Source organism: Streptomyces cupreus (genome assembly GCF_014257025.1).
GTDB classification, from domain to species: Bacteria; Actinomycetota; Actinomycetes; order Streptomycetales; family Streptomycetaceae; genus Streptomyces; species Streptomyces cupreus.
The window spans coordinates 70,082-83,764 of record NZ_JACMSF010000012.1 but is presented as its reverse complement, the minus strand read 5'-3'; the positions used below and the strand labels follow the sequence as shown (position 1 = coordinate 83,764).

Genomic DNA, 13,683 nt, shown 5'->3' with positions numbered 1-13,683 from the left:
GCCTCAGACGCGTTCCCGGAAGGCCACGCCGTCCCAGGTCCCGCCCAGCTCGGCAGCCAGCCAACCCGGCGCCGCCGCACGGAAGTCGGCCGGTGCCAGCGCCCCCGACCCGGCCGGCAGCGCCCCGAGCAGCGGCGCTCCGGCCACCTCCGGCAGATCCGCCACATTGCAACGCGCCGCCAGATCAGGCGCGTCGGGCCAGTTCCCGATCACCATACCGAGCAAGTCCAGCCGACGTGAACGCAGTTCACGGGCCGTCAGCTCCGTGAAGTTCAGGGTGCCCAGACCCGCCGACGCCACCACCAGGACCGGTGCCGCCAGCAGTTCGGCCGCGTCGGCGAGCGTGCCGCCCTTGTCGTCGAAGCGGACGAGCAGTCCGCCCGCCCCCTCCACCAGCACCAGATCGTGCTCGGTGGCCAGCTGCGCGGCGGCTTCGGCGATCTCATGCGGGCGCACCGGCGCCAGCCCCGCCCGGCGCGCCGCCGTCGCCGGAGCCAACGGCTCGGGATAGCGGGCGAGCTCGGCCGTCGTCACCCCGCCGGCGAGCCGCGCGCACTCGGCGGCGTCCCCGCGCTCGTCAGGCCGCAGCCCCGTCTGCGCGGCCTTCAGCACGGCCACCGTGCGCCCGGAGGCGAGGGCCGTGGCGGCGACCGCGGCGGTGGTGACCGTCTTGCCGATCTCCGTGCCGGTGCCCGTGATCACCAGAACCGTCATCTCAGCCCTCCCGCGCCGCCGCGCACACCGCACGCGCGATCCGCGCCAGATCGGCGTCGCCCGTGACATACGGCGGCATCGTGTAGATCAGATCGCGGAACGGCCGCAGCCACACGCCCTCGCGCACGGCGGCTTCCGTCGCCGCCCGCATGTCCACCGGGTGGTCCAGCTGGACGACCCCGATGGCACCGAGCACCCGTACGTCCTTGACGCCCGGCACGTCGAGCGCGGGTGCCAGCCCGTCCCGCAGTCCCGCCTCGATCCGCTTGATCTCCGCGAGCCAGTCCTGGCCGAGCAGCAGCTCGATCGAGGCGCAGGCCACCGAGGCCGCCAGCGGATTGCCCATGAACGTCGGCCCGTGCGCCAGCACCGGCACCTCGCCCCGGGAGATCCCGTCGGCCACGCGCGAGGTGCACAGTGTGGCGGCCATCGTCATATAGCCGCCGGTCAGCGCCTTGCCCACGCACATCACGTCCGGCGTCACCGCCGCGTGCTCCGCGGCGAACAGCGCGCCCGTGCGCCCGAACCCGGTCGCGATCTCGTCGAACACCAGCAGCACGCCGTGCGTGTCGCACTCCTCGCGCAGCACCCGCAGATAGGCGGGGGAGTGGAACCGCATCCCGCCCGCGCCCTGCACCACCGGCTCGACGATCACCGCGGCCAGTTCATCGGCGTGCCGCGCGATCAGCGCCCGCAGACGGTCGGCGTACGACTCCTCGTACTCGGCCGGCGGCGGGTCCGCGAAGACCTGGCGCTGGAGGACTCCGGTCCACAGCTCGTGCATCCCGCCCTCGGGATCGCACACCGACATCGGCTGCCAGGTGTCGCCGTGGTAGCCGCCCCGCCAGGTCAGCAGCCGCTGCTTGCCGGGACGGCCGAGCGAGCGCCAGTACTGCAGGCACATCTTGACCGCGACCTCGACCGACACGGAACCCGAGTCGGCGAGGAACACATGCTCCAGACCATTTGGCGACATATCGACAAGGAGCTTCGCGAGGCGGACGGCGGGCTCATGGGTGAGCCCGCCGAACATCACATGGCTCATCCGGCCGAGCTGCTCGCGCGCCGCCTCGTTGAGCACCGGGTGGTTGTAGCCGTGGATGGCCGACCACCAGGACGACATCCCGTCGACCAGCTCGCCCGAGCCGTCCGCCATCCGCAGCCGTACCCCGCTCGCCGACTCCACGACCAGCGGTTCCTGCCGACCCGGCATGGGACCGTACGGATGCCACACGTGCCTGCGGTCGAGGTCCAGCAGCTCGGGCACGCTCAGGTCAGGCATTGGGCGCGAGGTCCGTTCCGGCGCCCCGACGGCGGACGGCGACCAGGTCGGTGCGTGCCTCGCCGGGCTCGGTCTGCACGGCCGGTGCGGAACCGCAGACCCCCTCGGAACCACACGAACTCTCGGAGCCGCAGCCGCCGCCCGCCCGGTGCTCCGGCAGTGTCACCTCGTCGGTGCCCTCGATCTCGAACCCGGCGTCCGCGATCATGTCCAGGTCGGCCTTGCCCGCCTGGCCCTCGCTGGTGAGGTAGTCGCCGAGGAAGATCGAGTTGGCCAGGTGCAGCGCGAGCGGCTGCATCGTGCGCAGGTGGACCTCACGGCCGCCCGCGATGCGTACCTCGACATCCGGGCAGACGAACCGCACCATCGCCAGGATCCTGAGGCAGCGCTGCGGGGTGAGGTGCCATTCCTTGGCCAGCGGGGTGCCCTCGAACGGGATCAGGAAGTTGACCGGCACCGAGTCCGGGTCAAGATCGCGCAGCGAGAAGACGACGTCCACCAGGTCCTCGTCGCTCTCGCCCATGCCCGCGATCAGACCGGAGCAGGCGGACAGACCGGCCGCGTGCGCCTTGTTCACGGTGTCGACGCGGTCGGCGTAGGTGTGGGTGGTGGTGATGTCGCCGTAGGTGGCCTCGGAGGTGTTCAGGTTGTGGTTGTAGGCGTCGGCGCCCGCCTCGCGCAGCCGCTCGGCCTGGCCCTCGGAGAGCAGGCCGAGGCAGGCGCACACCTCGACGCCCTCGTTCTGGTCCTTGATCGCCTTGATGGTGTCCGAGACCCGGTCCACGTCACGGTCGGTCGGACCGCGTCCGCTGGCCACCAGACAGACGCGCTTGGCGCCGCCCGCGAGCCCCGCGGCCGCGGCCTTCGACGCCTCGTCGGGCTTGAGCCAGGTGTACTTCAGGATCCCGGCGGTCGAGCCGAGCCGCTGCGAGCAGTAGGAGCAGTCCTCGGGGCACAAGCCGGACTTGAGGTTGACCAGGTAGTTCAGTTTCACCCGGCGGCCGAACCAGTGCCGGCGCACCTTTCCGGCCGCGGCCACCACATCGAGCAGGTCGTCGTCGGAGGTCGCGAGGACGGCGAGGGCCTCCTCGCGGGTCGGCAGCTCGCGCCGCAGCCCCTTGTCCAGCAGCGTGTTCAGCAGGTCCATGAGAGCAGATCCTGTCCTAAGGAGTGGTCCCCGGCCAAGGAGAGTTCGTACAACTCAGGCCCTTCGAGGTGTGGGTATTGCCACACCGTGGGTGCCTGGTCGTCCCGCTAGTGTCTGTGCGCTGCCTACAAAATCCCCGGAGGACCCATGGCGTTCGGCTGGATCGACGAGCAGGCGGAGCTGCGCCGCCGCGCCGGACTCGTACGGACGCTGCGTCCCCGCCCCGCCGACTCGCCGCTGCTGGACCTCGCCAGCAACGACTACCTGGGTCTGGCCCACCACCCGGAGGTCACCGAGGGCGCGGCCCGGGCGGCGCGGACCTGGGGCGGCGGCGCGACCGGCTCCCGGCTCGTCACCGGTACGACGGAGCTGCACGGCGAGCTGGAGCGCGAGCTGGCGGACTTCTGCGGCTTCGAGGCGGCGCTGGTCTTCTCCTCCGGCTACGCGGCCAACCTCGCCGCGGTCACCGCGCTCGGCCCGCACGGCTCGCTGATCGTGTCCGACGCGGGCAACCACGCCTCGCTCATCGACGGCTGCCGACTGGCCCGGGGTACGACCCAGGTGGTCGCGCACGCCGAACCGGACGCCGTGCGCAAGGCGCTCCAGACGCACGAAGGACCGGCTGTCGCGGTCTCCGACACGGTCTTCTCGGTGGACGGCGACGCCGCCCCGCTGGCCGGGCTCGCCGAGGCGTGCCGGGAGTACGGCGCGGGAGTCGTCGTCGACGACGCGCACGGCCTGGGCGTGCTCGGCGACGGTGGCCGGGGAGCCCCGCACGCGGCGGGGCTCGCGGGCGCCGACGATGTGGTGGTCACGGTGACGCTGTCGAAGTCACTGGGCAGCCAGGGCGGTGCCGTGCTCGGTCCGGCCCGGGTGATCGACCACCTGGTCAACGCGGCGCGGACGTTCATCTTCGACACGGGCCTCGCCCCCGCGGCGGCCGGTGCCGCCCTCTCGGCCCTGCGCTTGTTGCGGCGGGAGCCGGAGCGGGCGGCCAGGGCGCGTGCGGTGGCCGGCGAACTGCACGCCCGCCTGACGGCCGCGGGCCATCAGGCGGTGCGTCCGGACGCCGCGGTCGTCTCCGTGCGCGCGCCCTCCCCGGAGGGGGCCGTGCGCTGGGCGGCGGACTGCCGGGCGGCGGGCCTGGCCGTGGGCTGTTTCCGTCCTCCCTCCGTGCCCGACGGCATCTCACGGCTGAGGCTGACCGCCCGCGCGGACCTCACGGACGGGCAGATCGAACGCGCTGTACGGATCATCGGCGAGACACGACCATGAGTCGGCGTGACACGGCCCTGCCGCCGCGGCTGCGGAAATGATCGGAACTGATTGGGATTGATCGGGACTTGATCGGAACGGTCAGGGCTGGAATGCGGCCGTGAAGTCCGCCCAGCTCTCGGGGGAGAAGAGCAGCGCGGGCCCGGCCGGGGCCTTGGAGTCGCGTACGGCGAGCAGTCCGGCCCAGGGACCGGTCAGCGGCCGAGCGGTCTCCACGCAGTTGTTCGCGCCCGTGCTGTAGCTGCTGCGCAGCCAGTGCACGTCATACAGATCGGTACTGGAAGGTACGTTCCGAGGCAGTGCAGACATGGTGCCTCCTTACGCGCCGTCAGCTATCCCGGCGATGTAATCCAACGATTCCTCGGGTGAAAGGGCGTGGATCTGGAGGGTGGTGAAGGCCTCCGAGTACGCCTGGAGGTCTTCTTTCCGTTCGAGGTAGAGGCTACTCGTCAAGTGGTCGAGAACAACCACATCCAGATCAGAAGTGTGCGAGAACAGGAAGATAACGAAAGGCCCGGTGATGCCGATGTGCGCCCCGGCCCTGAACGGCAGGACCTGCAAGCGCACTTGAGGCAGCCGCCCCGCCTCCACGAGCCGCCACAGCTGTCGGCCCATCACGCCCGGACCGCCGATCTCCCGGTGCAGCACCGCCTCGTCCAGTACGGCGCTCAGCTCCAGCGGCGGCTCGCCGCGCAGCACGTCCTGCCGGGCGAGACGCACCTCGACCAGCGCGTCCAGGCGTTCGTCCGTCTCGTCCAGGCCGCCCACCGCGGCCCGGGTCACCGCCCGTGCGTACTCGGGCGTCTGCAACAGCCCCGGCACCACGGAGGTCTCCAGGGTCCGCATCGCGCTCGCCTGGGACTCCAGGCTGATGAAGTCCCGGTAGGTCGGCGGCAGCACTCCGCGATACGCGTGCCACCAGTGGTGCCGTCCGGCGCCGCCGTCGGACCCGGCCAACACCAGCAGCAACTCCCGCAGTTGGGAGTCGGCGACGCCGTAGGCGTCCAGGAGTAACCGCACGTCGGCCGGTTTCACCCCGCTGGCGCCGGTCTCGATCCGGCTCACCTTCGACTGGTGCCAGCCCACCAGACGCGCGGCCTCGCCACTGGTGAGCCCCGCACCGGTGCGCAACGCGCGCAGTTCGGCGCCCAGCTTTCGGCGGCGTACCGCGGGACCGTTCTGCATGCGCTACTCCTTACTCCAACCGGGCCGCCCAAATACGGTTTCGCGTAGCAGAGTTCACCGCTTTGAGCGACAGATATATGCATATCTTGGTGGATCGCCACCGTGACCGGCGCGGGAATGGCAGTCTGGCGATGAAGCACCAGTCCGGGACCGTACTCGAACCTTCCGCTCCGTGTCGGACTGCGGTCCCGTGGGAAAGGGACGACGTCGTCATGGCAGACCATCTGGAAGCATCCGTCACTCTGCCGAGCGATCCCGCCTCGGTCTCCGCGGCCCGGGGCTATGTCGTGAGCACCCTCGCGGAATGGGGTCTGTCGGCGGAGACGGACGTGGCCGACACCATCCGACTCATCGTCTCCGAACTCGCCACCAATGCCGTACAGCACACCCTCGGCCAGTCACCCACCTTCACGGTGGACATCGAACTGCACCATGACGAACAACTGCGCATCGGGGTCACCGACAGTCACCCGCGTTTCCCCAAGCGCCTGCCCGCCGCCGTCCAGCAGGACAACGGCCGCGGCCTGGTGATCATCCGCTGGCTGACCGCCGAGTGCGGCGGCCGACTCAGAGTCAGGCCCACCCGCGAGGGCGGCAAAACGGTCTCCATCGAACTCCCCTGGACCGTACCCGCCCGCGCGGTCAACACCTCGATCCAGCAGGAGCCTTAGCGAACGCCTCCCCCGCACCGGCGCCCGAAACTCGTCCACGGCAGGCGCCGCCCCCCTCGACGGCGGAGCCGCTGGCGGCCCTGGGTACGGCCCTCCTCCTGGAAGGGGGCTCTGAGCCCGCGTCACACCCTTTGGGGCGGCGGCGTGTCAGGGCGCCGCCGCCCCTCGGGCGGCCGGGTCAGCTCACCCGGCCGTACCAGACGCTCTTGGTCCAGATCTTCTGCAGCCTCACCACGTCCCCGGACTTCGGGGCGTGCCAGATCTTCCCCTTCCCGGCGTAGATGCCGACGTGGTAGACGTTCGACCCCGAGTGGAAGAACACGAGGTCGCCGGCCTTGCGGCTCTTGGCGGAGATATGGCGCGACTTGTTGTACTGCTGGGCCGCCGTACGAGGCAGCTTCTTGCCTGCCTTCTTGTACGAGTACAGCGTGAGCCCGGAGCAGTCGAAGCGGTGCGGTCCGACGGCCCCCCACCTGTACGGGGAGCCCTTCTTGGAGGCCGCGACCTGGAGTGCCTTCGTCGCCGGTGTGGCCGCCTCCGCTTCGGAGGAGAGGCCCGGGGCCACGATCGAACCGCCCACGGCGGCGATGGTGAGGGCCGAAGCCGTACCGGCCCGGGCCATGAGCGACGGGACACGATTGAGCGCAGTCATGCGCAACCCTTCGTCAGCCGCCTGTGAAGGATGACCTGTCGGATTCGGGCTGGCGAAGTTGCCCGGCCGCGATGCGGCTTCACCCCAAGGGCTGCTCGGCACGAACCTCCGTGCCGGCGACCCGTCGTGCTCGGGTCCTCCACTCCTGCCGATCCACTCCTGTCGACCGGTCATCCGGGCGGCGGCAGGACTCGGCGTCCGCCCGGACCGCCCCGCCGCTGTGGCGGGGGCTTGTCGTCAGACAGGGATCTTGGCTCACGGGTGTCCGGAAATCCCAACGGAACCGGGGATTTGTGGTGTTACTCACCACTCACCCGTTCGGGTGGTCGCTGCTCCGTTCGAACTAGTGTCGAGGCGCTGGGGGATGCCCGGACCAGCGACGGAACGTCTCTTCCGGTTCCGGGGTAACGCGCGTTGCGCAACCCTGACGGGCCGGAAAAAGGAGACGCGACTACGCCGAAAGGGGGTACCTCGTTTGGTCCGTTTCAACTCCGGTCCGGACGCCTCGGCGCCATCGCGAGGTGTCCGGACCGGGAACGATTGCGTCAACTGTCCGAGCGCGGGGGCACCGTGACACGAGCCGTGCGGCGCTCTCCGTCCAGCACACGCAGCGCACGCGCCAGCGTGGGGGCGTGCACCTCGGTCTCGCCCCGCTGGTGCATCAGCGCCAGCGCGTCCCGCAGTTCGGCCGCCTTGGTGACCAGCGCCTGGGCGGCGCGCAGCCCGCGGTAGGTGTCGCCGTGATTCGCGGGGTTGATCCGCGCGAGCAGATCGACCACGTCGAGGTATCGGTCGATCAACTCGCCCTCGGCGCGTGTCAGAGCGGGCAGGGGCGGCAGCTCCGGTGGCAGCATCCGCGGCTCACCTCGCGCCCGGAGCGGTGCGCGAGGCCTTGCGGCTCGGGATGATCCCGTCCACCAGCCCGTATTCCAGGGCCTCTTGGGCGTTCAGCACCTTGTCCCGCTCGATGTCCGCGCGCACTTGCTCCGGCTCGCGCCCCGTGTGCCGCGCGAGCATCTCTTCCAGCAGGGTCCGGATGCGCGTCAACTCCTCGGCCTGGATGGCCAGATCGCTCGCCTGACCCTCCACCGGCTCGGGCAGCGAGGGCTGGCTGAGCACCACGCGCGCGTCCGGCAGCGCGTACCGCTTGCCCGGGGTGCCCGCCGCGAGCAGCACCGCGGCGGTCGGACCTGCCTGGCCCAGCAGGATCGTCTCCACGTCGCAGGTGACGTAGCGCATGGTGTCGTAGATCGCGGACATGGCGCTGAACGGGCCGCCGGGGGAGTTGACGTACAGCGAGATGTCCCGGTCGGGGGACTGGTGCTCCAGGTACATGAACTGCGCCATCACGTCGTTCGCCGCGGTGTCGTCCATCTGCGTTCCGAGGAAGACGATCCGCTCCTCCAGGAGCTTGGAGTACGGATCCATCGTCCGGGTCCCGTAGCTGGTGCGCTCGGTGAACTCGGGCAGGACATGGCGGGCGGACGGTGTGGACGGTCGGGTCATCAGGACCCCCTCCTCGCGGCAGAGCTGGTTCTCCGGGCTGTCTCCGAGCTGTCTCTGTAAAAAATGTACAGGACGTACATGACGTTATGATGGGTGCATGGCCTACGAGATTCCGGTGACGCAAGCCAGGGCTGAGCTCGCCGACCTGATCAACCGGGTGGTCTACGGCGGGGAGCGCGTCGTCGTGACACGGCACGGCAAGCCCCTCGTCGCCCTGGTGTCCGCCGCCGACCTCGAACGGCTCGAACAGCTCGCGGACCCCGCCGATCTCCCGGAGGAGCAGGTGATCAGCGCGATCTCCGGCGTCCGCGAGGTCGCCTCGGCCCCCCGCGAACGGCAGCGCTTCGGTATCGCCGCCGAGCACACGGGGCCGGGCGCCTCCTAGGACACCGAGGCGAGTTCCCGCTCGGCCGCGGGCTCACTCTCCGTCCGCTGCTTCAGCAGGGTGCCGAGCAGTACGGCGCCGAGGCCCAGCGCGGCCCACCAGGTCAGCGTCAGGGCGGGCCCCGTCGCCGCGGCGCCGTCGAAGAAGGCCGTCGAACGCAGCGCGGCGGCGCCCGCGCCCGGCGGCAGCCACTGCCCGACCGCGCCGACCGGCTCCGGCAGCATCTCCGGCGCCGAGGCCGCCCCGGAGAAGGGGTTGCCGAACAGCATGACCAGACCCGCGGTGATCCCGATCCCGGCGGGTCCGAGCAGTGCGGCCAGACCGGCGACGGCGGCGCTCACCGCAAGCGTCGCAAGGCCCAGTACCCCGGCTTCCGCCCACCAGTTGCCGTCGATGACCTCCAGCCAGCTGTGCGCCACGGCGGTCGCGGCGAGGCCCACCAGCACGGCGGAGCCGACGAGGGCGGCCACGGCCCGAGTGCCGCGCAGCCCGAGCAGGGTCACCACCGCGCCGGCCGCGATGCCGGCCAGGGCGAGCGGCAGCACGCTCGCGGTCAGGGCCGCGCCCCGCGGGTCGGTCTCCGGTGCGGGCATCACGTCGACGGTCGTGAGCCGGGTGCTCTCGACGGCAGCCTGGCGCCCCAGCCGCTCCTGGAGCAACTGGGCCACGACAGGGCTGCCCGCCGAGGCCGTGAGCAGTTCGGTGCCTTCCGGGGCGACGACGATCGCGCCGTATACGGACCGGTCCTCGACGGCGTCGCGGGCGGCGGCCTCGTCGGCGTAACGGTGGATCTCGAACGCGCCCTCCTGCCGGGCGAGCTGCCGCTCCAGTTGAGCCGTGGCGGCGGCCGGTCCGGCCACGCCGAGCGGCAGGTCACGGGGTGCGGTACGGGCGGCGGGCCAGGCGAAGGCCCACAGCGCGAGGGCCGCGAGGAGCGGGACGAGGACGACGACCGCGATCAGTCGGCGGCGGGTGGACATGGTTCCCCCTTGCGTGTGCGATGGAGCTATAGAGAACGATCATTCGTTTTAGTTCTGACACCACGGTCCGACTCCTCTCGCGCCCTTGTCAAGAAAGAACGTTCGTTTTACATTCGGAGGCATGGCCCGCGTATCCCAGGAACACCTCGACGCCCGCCGCCGCCAGATCCTGGAAGGCGCCGCCCGCTGCTTCGCCCGCAACGGCTTCCACGCCACCTCCATGCAGGACGTGCTGAAGGAGGTCGACCTCTCGGCCGGGGCGGTCTACCGCTACTTCAGCGGCAAGGACGAGCTGATCGCCGCGATCGTCAAGGGCGTCCTCGCCGAAGTGCGCGCGGCGTTCGAGGAGGTCACCCGGCAGAGCCCGCCCCCGCCGCCGGACGTGCTGGTCGGCGAGGTCCTAGGCCGCGCGCTCGGCATCTGGGGCACCCTGTCCGTCGAAGGCGAGCCCGCCTTCCCGCGGCTGATCATGCAGGTGTGGGCGGAGACCGTACGCAACCCGGAGCTCGCGCTCGTCATGGACGAGGTGTACGGCGTGGTGACCACGGCCTGGATCCGGGTGGCCGAGGCCTACCAGGAGGCCGGAATGATGCGGTCGGACATTCCGGCCGAGCATGTCGCGCGCACCATGGTCGCCGTCGTCCAGGGCTTCATCGCCCAGCAGTCCCTGCTCGGGCCGGCCCCGGTCGAGGTCCTCCAGGACGGTCTGCGCGCCCTGATGAGCATGACGGGATCACAGCTCGGTTAACTTGCCCGAAACTCGGTCCAACTAGCCTCCCTCCACGCCACCAGGGACTTTGCCCGTGGCTGCGGCAACCGGGCCCCGCACGGTCCGGAGCGAGGACTGTGAGGTGGGACGTGCAACTGACCCCGCACGAGCAAGAGAGGCTGCTGATCCATGTGGCCGCCGACGTGGCCGAGAAGCGCCGGGCCCGGGGGCTCAAGCTCAACCACCCCGAGGCGGTCGCCCTCATCACCTCGCACATCCTCGAAGGCGCGCGGGACGGCCGTACGGTCGCCGAGCTCATGGCCTCCGGGCGCAAGCTGCTCACCCGGGACGACGTCATGGAGGGCATCCCGGAGATGATCCATGACGTCCAGGTCGAGGCGACCTTCCCGGACGGCACCAAGCTCGTCACCGTCCACGAGCCGATCGTCTGAGGGGCGCTTCGATGATTCCCGGAGAGATCCTGTTCGCCGACGAGCACGTCGTGTTCAACGAGGGCCGTGAGGTCACCCGGCTGACCGTCCTCAACGCCGCCGACCGGCCCGTCCAGGTCGGCTCCCACTACCACTTCGCCGAGGCCAACCCCGGTCTGGAATTCGACCGCGGCGCCGCCCGCGGCAAGCGGCTCAACATCGCCGCCGGCACCGCCGTGCGCTTCGAGCCCGGAATCCCCGTCGACGTCGAACTCGTCCCGCTCGCCGGCGCCCGTGTCGTGCCCGGACTGCGTGGGGAGACCGGAGGTGCCCTCGATGCCTGAGATCTCGCGTGCCGCGTACGCCGACCTGTTCGGCCCGACGACCGGCGACCGGATCCGGCTCGCCGACACCGATCTGATCGTCGAGATCGAGGAGGACCGTTCCGGCGGGCCCGGACTCGCCGGTGACGAGGCGGTGTTCGGCGGTGGCAAGGTCATCCGCGAGTCCATGGGCCAGTCGCGTGCTACGCGCGCAGACGGCACCCCCGACACGATCATCACCGGCGCGGTGGTGATCGACCACTGGGGGATCGTCAAGGCCGACGTCGGCATCCGCGACGGCCGGATCACCGGCATCGGCAAGGCGGGCAACCCCGACACCATGGACGGGGTCCACCCCGACCTCGTCATCGGCCCCGAGACCGAGGTCATCGCGGGCAACGGGCGGATCCTCACGGCCGGTGCCATCGACGCGCACGTCCACTTCATCTGCCCGCAGATCGCCGACGAGGCCCTGGGCTCGGGGGTCACGACGCTGATCGGCGGCGGTACCGGACCGGCCGAGGGCTCCAAGGCGACCACCGTGACGCCTGGCCCGTGGCATCTGGCGCGGATGCTGGAGGCGATGGAGCAGTACCCCCTCAACATCGGCTTCCTCGGCAAGGGCAACACCGTCTCGCACGAGGCGATGCTGTCGCAGATCCGCGGGGGCGCGATGGGGCTGAAGCTGCACGAGGACTGGGGGTCCACGCCCGCCGTCATCGATGCCTCGCTGACTGTCGCCGACCGCACCGGCATCCAGGTCGCCATCCACACCGACACGTTGAACGAGGCCGGTTTCGTCGGTGACACGCTCGCCGCCATCGGCGGGCGCGGCATTCACGCGTACCACACCGAGGGCGCGGGCGGCGGGCATGCGCCGGACATCATGACCGTGGTCTCCGAGCCGCATGTGCTGCCCAGCTCCACCAACCCCACGCGGCCGTTCACCGTCAACACCGCCGAGGAACACCTCGACATGCTGATGGTGTGCCACCACCTGAACCCGGCGGTGCCGGAGGACCTGGCCTTCGCGGAGTCCCGGATCCGGCCCTCCACGATCGGTGCCGAGGACATCCTGCACGACCTCGGCGCCATCTCGATCATCTCCTCCGACGCGCAGGCCATGGGACGCGTCGGCGAGGTCATCATGCGGACCTGGCAGACCGCGCATGTGATGAAGCGGCGGCGGGGGGCGCTGCCGGGGGACGGGCACGCGGACAATCTCCGGGTACGGCGGTACGTCGCCAAGTACACGATCAACCCCGCCCTCGCCCAGGGGATCGCCGGGCAGGTCGGGTCCGTGGAGACCGGGAAGCTCGCCGATCTCGTGCTGTGGGAGCCCGCGTTCTTCGGGGTCAAGCCGCAGCTTGTCATCAAGGGCGGGCAGATCGCGTACGCGCAGATGGGCGACGCCAACGCGTCGATTCCCACGCCGCAGCCGATTCTTCCCCGGCCGATGTTCGGCGCGATCGGGCGGGGGCCCGCCGCCAACTCCTTCAACTTCGTCGCTCCGTTGGCGATCGAGGACGGGTTGCCCGAGCGGCTTCAGCTCGGGAAGCGGTTCGTGGGCATCGAGTCGACTCGGGGTGTCACCAAGGCCGATATGCGGGAGAACGACGCTCGGCCCGAGGTGCGCGTGGACCCCGACAGCTTTGCCGTGCACATCGAAGGGGAGCTGGTCGAGGCCACCCCGGCCGCTGAACTGCCCATGGCTCAGCGGTACTTCCTCTTCTGATGTCCAGGGCAGCGCTTCTCGTCCTGGCCGACGGCCGGTTTCCCGCCGGAGGGCATGCGCACTCCGGTGGGGCCGAGGCGGCTGTCAAGGCCGGGCGGGTCACCGGGGCCGGGAGTCTGGAGGACTTCTGTCGGGGGCGGTTGCACACGGCGGGGCGGGTGGCCGCGGCGCTTGCGGCGTCGGCCGCGCTCGGGGTGGATCCGGTGTCGTTGGACGCGGCTGCCGATGCGCGGACGCCTTCGCCCGCCTTGCGGGTCGCCGCGCGGAAGTTGGGGCGGCAGTTGTTGCGGGCCGCTCGGGCCGTCTGGCCGTCCGGTGAGCTTGATGCGCTGGCTCGGGCGTTTCCCAAGGGGGCGCATCAGCCAGTGGTGTTGGGGGTCGCGGCTCGGGCGGCTGGGCTCGGGCCGGTGGATGCCGCGTACTGCGCGGTGTACGAGAGCGTCAGTGGGCCCGCGTCCGCGACCGTGCGGTTGTTGAGTCTTGATCCGTTCGAGGCCACGGCGGTGTTGGCTCGGCTGGCGCACGAGATGGACCTTGTGGTGGATCAGGCGGTGGAGGCTGCGCGGGAGGTCGTCGACAACGGGGTCGATGCGCTGCCCGCCTCGTCCTCGCCGCTGTTGGAGATCGGGGCGGAGGTGCATGCGGCTTGGGCTGTGCGGTTGTTCGCGTCGTGAGTTTCCGCCCCCGC

Annotated in this window: 17 protein-coding genes and 1 riboswitch; of the genes, 8 read left to right on the top strand and 9 right to left on the bottom strand. The window is 70.8% G+C overall.

All coding sequences use genetic code 11. The features are described 5' to 3' along the window. Window positions 1–3: 3 nt before the first annotated feature. Genes bioD through bioB form a run of 3 tightly spaced genes read right to left on the bottom strand, consistent with a single transcriptional unit; the run spans window position 4 to window position 3,143 of the window. Entirely contained in the window at window positions 4–714 is a 711-nt protein-coding gene (bioD, locus tag H4N64_RS13830) for a dethiobiotin synthase (protein WP_186282582.1), read from the bottom strand. Window position 715: 1 nt separating this feature from the next. Continuing rightward, a complete protein-coding gene (locus H4N64_RS13825) occupies window positions 716–1,996 on the bottom strand; it encodes an adenosylmethionine--8-amino-7-oxononanoate transaminase (protein WP_186282581.1) in 1,281 nt (426 codons plus the stop codon). After that, window positions 1,989–3,143: a biotin synthase BioB gene (bioB, locus tag H4N64_RS13820; RefSeq protein ID WP_186282580.1), complete on the bottom strand. Its 1,155-nt coding sequence runs from the start codon at window positions 3,141–3,143 to the stop codon at window positions 1,989–1,991. The genes H4N64_RS13825 and bioB overlap by 8 nt, the downstream gene beginning before the upstream one ends. 147 nt (window positions 3,144–3,290) lie before the next feature. Between bioB and H4N64_RS13815 the strand changes: the two genes are divergently transcribed. Further along, a complete protein-coding gene (locus tag H4N64_RS13815) occupies window positions 3,291–4,418 on the top strand; it encodes an 8-amino-7-oxononanoate synthase (protein WP_186282579.1) in 1,128 nt (375 codons plus the stop codon). Between the two features lie 81 nt (window positions 4,419–4,499). On the opposite strand, the gene H4N64_RS13810 is transcribed toward H4N64_RS13815, so the two are convergent. After that, a complete protein-coding gene (locus tag H4N64_RS13810; RefSeq protein WP_186282578.1) occupies window positions 4,500–4,727 on the bottom strand; it encodes a DUF397 domain-containing protein in 228 nt (75 codons plus the stop codon). 9 nt (window positions 4,728–4,736) lie between these two features. Next, window positions 4,737–5,603 carry a helix-turn-helix domain-containing protein gene (locus H4N64_RS13805; protein WP_186282577.1) on the bottom strand — a complete coding sequence of 289 codons (867 nt, stop codon included), beginning with the start codon at window positions 5,601–5,603 and terminating at the stop codon, window positions 4,737–4,739. 212 nt (window positions 5,604–5,815) lie between these two features. Between H4N64_RS13805 and H4N64_RS13800 the strand changes: the two genes are divergently transcribed. Then, complete coding sequence (locus tag H4N64_RS13800; protein ID WP_186282576.1) at window positions 5,816–6,274, top strand: ATP-binding protein; 459 nt, start codon at window positions 5,816–5,818, stop codon at window positions 6,272–6,274. A gap of 178 nt (window positions 6,275–6,452) precedes the next feature. Here H4N64_RS13800 and H4N64_RS13795 read toward each other — a convergent pair whose 3' ends face one another. From H4N64_RS13795 to H4N64_RS13785, 3 genes are all read right to left on the bottom strand, one after another. Beyond that, window positions 6,453–6,926 (bottom strand): C40 family peptidase, encoded by a 474-nt coding sequence (locus H4N64_RS13795; RefSeq protein ID WP_186282575.1) that lies wholly within the window; start codon window positions 6,924–6,926, stop codon window positions 6,453–6,455. A 3-nt stretch (window positions 6,927–6,929) separates the two neighbouring features. Then, a riboswitch (cyclic di-AMP (ydaO/yuaA leader) is annotated at window positions 6,930–7,055 on the bottom strand. A gap of 416 nt (window positions 7,056–7,471) precedes the next feature. Next, the gene (locus H4N64_RS13790) at window positions 7,472–7,780 is read right to left on the bottom strand and encodes a hypothetical protein (protein WP_186282574.1); all 309 of its coding nucleotides are present in this window, start codon (window positions 7,778–7,780) and stop codon (window positions 7,472–7,474) included. 7 nt (window positions 7,781–7,787) lie between these two features. Beyond that, complete coding sequence (locus tag H4N64_RS13785; protein WP_186282573.1) at window positions 7,788–8,432, bottom strand: ATP-dependent Clp protease proteolytic subunit; 645 nt, start codon at window positions 8,430–8,432, stop codon at window positions 7,788–7,790. Between the two features lie 97 nt (window positions 8,433–8,529). Between H4N64_RS13785 and H4N64_RS13780 the strand changes: the two genes are divergently transcribed. Beyond that, window positions 8,530–8,817 (top strand): type II toxin-antitoxin system Phd/YefM family antitoxin, encoded by a 288-nt coding sequence (locus tag H4N64_RS13780; RefSeq protein WP_186282572.1) that lies wholly within the window; start codon window positions 8,530–8,532, stop codon window positions 8,815–8,817. Here H4N64_RS13780 and H4N64_RS13775 read toward each other — a convergent pair. Then, window positions 8,814–9,797, bottom strand: coding sequence for an ABC transporter permease (locus H4N64_RS13775; protein WP_186282571.1), 984 nt, complete (start codon window positions 9,795–9,797; stop codon window positions 8,814–8,816). The two genes, H4N64_RS13780 and H4N64_RS13775, sit on opposite strands and share 4 nt — an antisense overlap. A 121-nt stretch (window positions 9,798–9,918) precedes the next feature. Here H4N64_RS13775 and H4N64_RS13770 point away from each other — a divergent pair, with 121 nt between their 5' ends. From H4N64_RS13770 to H4N64_RS13750, 5 genes are all read left to right on the top strand, one after another. Continuing rightward, window positions 9,919–10,545 carry a TetR/AcrR family transcriptional regulator gene (locus H4N64_RS13770; protein ID WP_186282570.1) on the top strand — a complete coding sequence of 209 codons (627 nt, stop codon included), beginning with the start codon at window positions 9,919–9,921 and terminating at the stop codon, window positions 10,543–10,545. A 110-nt stretch (window positions 10,546–10,655) separates the two neighbouring features. Further along, a complete protein-coding gene (locus H4N64_RS13765) occupies window positions 10,656–10,958 on the top strand; it encodes an urease subunit gamma (protein WP_186282569.1) in 303 nt (100 codons plus the stop codon). Between the two features lie 11 nt (window positions 10,959–10,969). After that, window positions 10,970–11,281: an urease subunit beta gene (locus tag H4N64_RS13760; protein WP_186282568.1), complete on the top strand. Its 312-nt coding sequence runs from the start codon at window positions 10,970–10,972 to the stop codon at window positions 11,279–11,281. Next, window positions 11,274–12,995, top strand: a complete 1,722-nt coding sequence (locus H4N64_RS13755; protein ID WP_186282567.1) for an urease subunit alpha — start codon at window positions 11,274–11,276, stop codon at window positions 12,993–12,995. The genes H4N64_RS13760 and H4N64_RS13755 overlap by 8 nt, the downstream gene beginning before the upstream one ends. Then, a complete protein-coding gene (locus H4N64_RS13750) occupies window positions 12,995–13,669 on the top strand; it encodes an urease accessory protein UreF (protein WP_186282566.1) in 675 nt (224 codons plus the stop codon). Before H4N64_RS13755 ends, H4N64_RS13750 begins: the two co-directional genes overlap by 1 nt. Window positions 13,670–13,683 lie beyond the last annotated feature (14 nt).